The following is a 2,848-nucleotide window of genomic DNA, read 5'->3' on the forward strand; positions in this document are numbered from 1 at the left end:
TATATTTGACTATCACCGAGCGATACAAGGACGGCGAAGATGTTGAAACGATATTGCAAGATGTTTTGACGCAGGCGGAAAATTTCTGCACCGATGAGCTTTATAGCGAGATTTATTGGATGGCTCTGGCGTATTCGCTTTGGAAGATCGGCTTTTTAAACGACGAAATCCGCGAAAAAGCCCTTGCTATCATAAAAGGCGGCGCAAGCGGGATGTGGAATAAGGTCTTTGAAAAATCTCAAAAGAGCCGCCAAAAAGCGCTTGATAAATTGGCGCTTCAGCTAAAAAGCGAAAATCCAAGACCGCTTAAACGGCCCAAAATTTCGAAGCAAAAAACGCCGTATTTTGAGGAGGGCGACGTTTTGTCTATCCGGATGCAGCAGGGATACGGCGTTTGTTTTGTCTCGGCGGTAGATCAAACGCCCAGGAAGCTCGAGTATCATCTGGCCTGCACCAGAGTGCTGCAAAAAGAGCCGCCCGGTATGGATGATTTTTTAAAAAGCAAGATCGCAGGCTCGAAAAACGGCGGCTTCCTTAGAACGGACTGCTGGTTTAATCATAAGGATTTAAAGGAGCTGCTGCCGCATCTAAAAAAGATCGGCAAGGTAAAATTTGCCCCGTTTAAATTGGGCGAATTATCTCCCGCGAAAGAATTGGAAGATTTTTATAATAAAATCATGGCAGATCCCAAAATATGGGGCTTTAGGCTAATTGATACGGCCCGTTTCGTAGAGGCCGTGATCGAGGATATAAATGAATAAAAGCGTCGCGCGGTAAATTTTAAAATTTAACCCTGGCGAAATTTTGTAAATTTAGCCCTTTGCGGTGGAATTTTTAAAATTTAACTCTCCGCGCGCGCTTTGCTTTTTGAAATTTTGTAAGTTGCGCGCTCTATAAAATTCCACGCCTACCAAAATTTTGCAAATTTAGTAATTAATGGAATTTCGTAATTTAGTACTCCACGAAATTCTATATTACGTAAAATTTTACGCCGTTTCGGAATTTTAAAAATTAGCGTCAAAACAAATTTTGACCGAAATTTTACGGCACGAAATTTTAAGATCAAATTTTATTTACATGCACTTGAATTGATGCGATATTTAAATTTACACGGCGCGCAAAATTCCAGCCCAAGCTAGGTCGCGCCTACCGCTCGTATAAAATTTCAACGCCGCCGTAATGCCAAAACGCCTTCGGCGCGAGGTATTCGCCGCCTAGGACAGCTAGGTTGAGTTCGAAATACTGCGGCGAAAATTCCGTTATTTTTGAAATTTCCTGCTCAAGCAGCGTCGTGCAGTAGAGGTTCGCTTCGCCGCGAGGTCTTAACGTAAAACTCTCGCCGACGCGCCTAAGTAGAGAGGCAGCGAGGCGCGCCTTTTGCTCCTCGCTTAAAAATTTCATCCGCACCGCGCCAAAGTCTCGCGCATGCGCCAAGAACTCCTGCATCGAAACAGCCGCGACGCCGTCTAGCCCGCCCTCGCCCGTTACCGCGTGCACTACCAAAAGCGGGCGCTCGCGCACGATCATGCCTACGTGCGAGTATTTAAAATCCGTCGCGGTCGCGATTATGCGGCTGTCGGTGACGTCGCCTAGGCGAAAGACGAGATCGCCCGTGCGTAAGTTTGATAAAATTTCATCCGGCACCCGCAGCGGCTCTTTGGCAGCAGGTGCGCGCGTTAGCGTCCCAAGCTCGCCGAGCCTGCCTGCTACAAGTATCAAGCAGATAAGAAACTTTTTCGCTAAAGCGAGACTTTCCACTTGCCGTCTTTTTTGACGAGTTTAACGCTCTCGGTGCGGTTCGTGCCGTTTTTAAAAGACACGGCGACTTTCACTAGCGCCGATTTCTCGTCGCTATTTTGCAGCTCGCCCGAGATGCTCTTTAGCCCGCCGCGCTTAGAGGCCTCCTCCTTGCCGGCGCTCGCCATTTGCATCAATTTGCCGTTTATCATCTGCATCGCGCCGTCGTCGGATCTATCCTTATCTGGCATATCGATGACGGCCACCAAAGTCTTGGAATCTCCCTCATATAGGGCTCTTACGAAGTCTTCGGCGACGCCTTTTGGATCGCTGCCGCAACCCGCCAAAACAAATATCGCGATAAGCGCGAGTAGAAATTTTTTCATAGGCTCTCCTTGTAGAAATCTTGAAATTTTATATATGAGCAGTAAATATTTTTTAAATTTAAACCTGCCCGCTCCGGTAAATTTTTATCGCACTGAAGTTTTCAGAAAATCTATTTTACGGCGCTTTTGCCGTATTAGAATAGAATTTTCGCATTCACGAACAAGATTACTCGCTCGAATAAAATTTTATCTCGCTAAAGCGAAATTTTACCCAACTATCTGCACGCTGTGTTTTACAGCACCCGGAGTCGCATTCGGTTGAAACTCGCCCCAGTCGCATCAAAATCGCATCTTAGTCTAATGAAACCGGAATTTAAGCCCCGTTTTGCAGTGAAAATTTTAAAATTTCAATTGTCGCCTCTGTCGGGTCTATCGCTTGCGATTTTGCTTTTTATCGCGACGCCCGAGAAATTATAAACAAATTTTGCCGAAATAAGGCTATAATTTAATAATTCATTTCACAGAGGAAGATCATGGAAACTTGGGTGGCTTGGGCGCTCGCGTCGGCGGTATTTGCGGCGCTGACTGCGATATTTGCAAACTTCCAGTGGGGGACCGGGGTGCCCGTCGCATGGCAGGCCCGGGAAAACGCTGTCAAATCAAATTGGGCGTTATGCGCCACCAACACCTGGTCCGCAACATAGGCAACCACCTCGGGAAACACCGTCGCAAAGTCGGGGGCGTCGGTCACCATGTCCGGGGTAATCCCATGGATCCTTATGTTC

The 2,848-nt window shown here is 46.9% G+C and carries 4 protein-coding genes; 1 reads left to right on the top strand and 3 read right to left on the bottom strand.

The window, feature by feature from the left end; genetic code table 11:
- Positions 1-761, top strand: a 761-nt coding sequence (locus Q0236_RS03375; RefSeq protein ID WP_297915155.1) for a hypothetical protein, incomplete at its 5' end; no start/stop codon positions are given.
- A gap of 385 nt (positions 762-1,146) precedes the next feature.
- On the opposite strand, the gene Q0236_RS03380 is transcribed toward Q0236_RS03375, so the two are convergent.
- The 3 genes from Q0236_RS03380 to Q0236_RS03390 form a co-directional block, all read right to left on the bottom strand.
- Entirely contained in the window at positions 1,147-1,758 is a 612-nt protein-coding gene (locus Q0236_RS03380; protein ID WP_297915157.1) for a YiiX/YebB-like N1pC/P60 family cysteine hydrolase, read from the bottom strand.
- Positions 1,740-2,123: a DUF4878 domain-containing protein gene (locus Q0236_RS03385; RefSeq protein WP_297915160.1), complete on the bottom strand. Its 384-nt coding sequence runs from the start codon at positions 2,121-2,123 to the stop codon at positions 1,740-1,742. Before Q0236_RS03385 ends, Q0236_RS03380 begins: the two co-directional genes overlap by 19 nt.
- Before the next feature lie 445 nt (positions 2,124-2,568).
- A partial coding sequence (locus Q0236_RS03390) for an exonuclease domain-containing protein (protein WP_297915163.1) occupies positions 2,569-2,848 on the bottom strand: 280 nt, incomplete at its 5' end.

The organism is uncultured Campylobacter sp., from assembly GCF_938031315.1.
In the GTDB taxonomy this organism is placed as follows: Bacteria; Campylobacterota; Campylobacteria; order Campylobacterales; family Campylobacteraceae; genus Campylobacter_B.

Bases quoted from the DNA above. Each gene is read 5' to 3' on its own strand.
- Q0236_RS03385 (WP_297915160.1), bottom strand. From the start codon at position 2,123: ATGAAAAAATTTCTACTCGCGCTTATCGCGATATTTGTTTTGGCGGGT.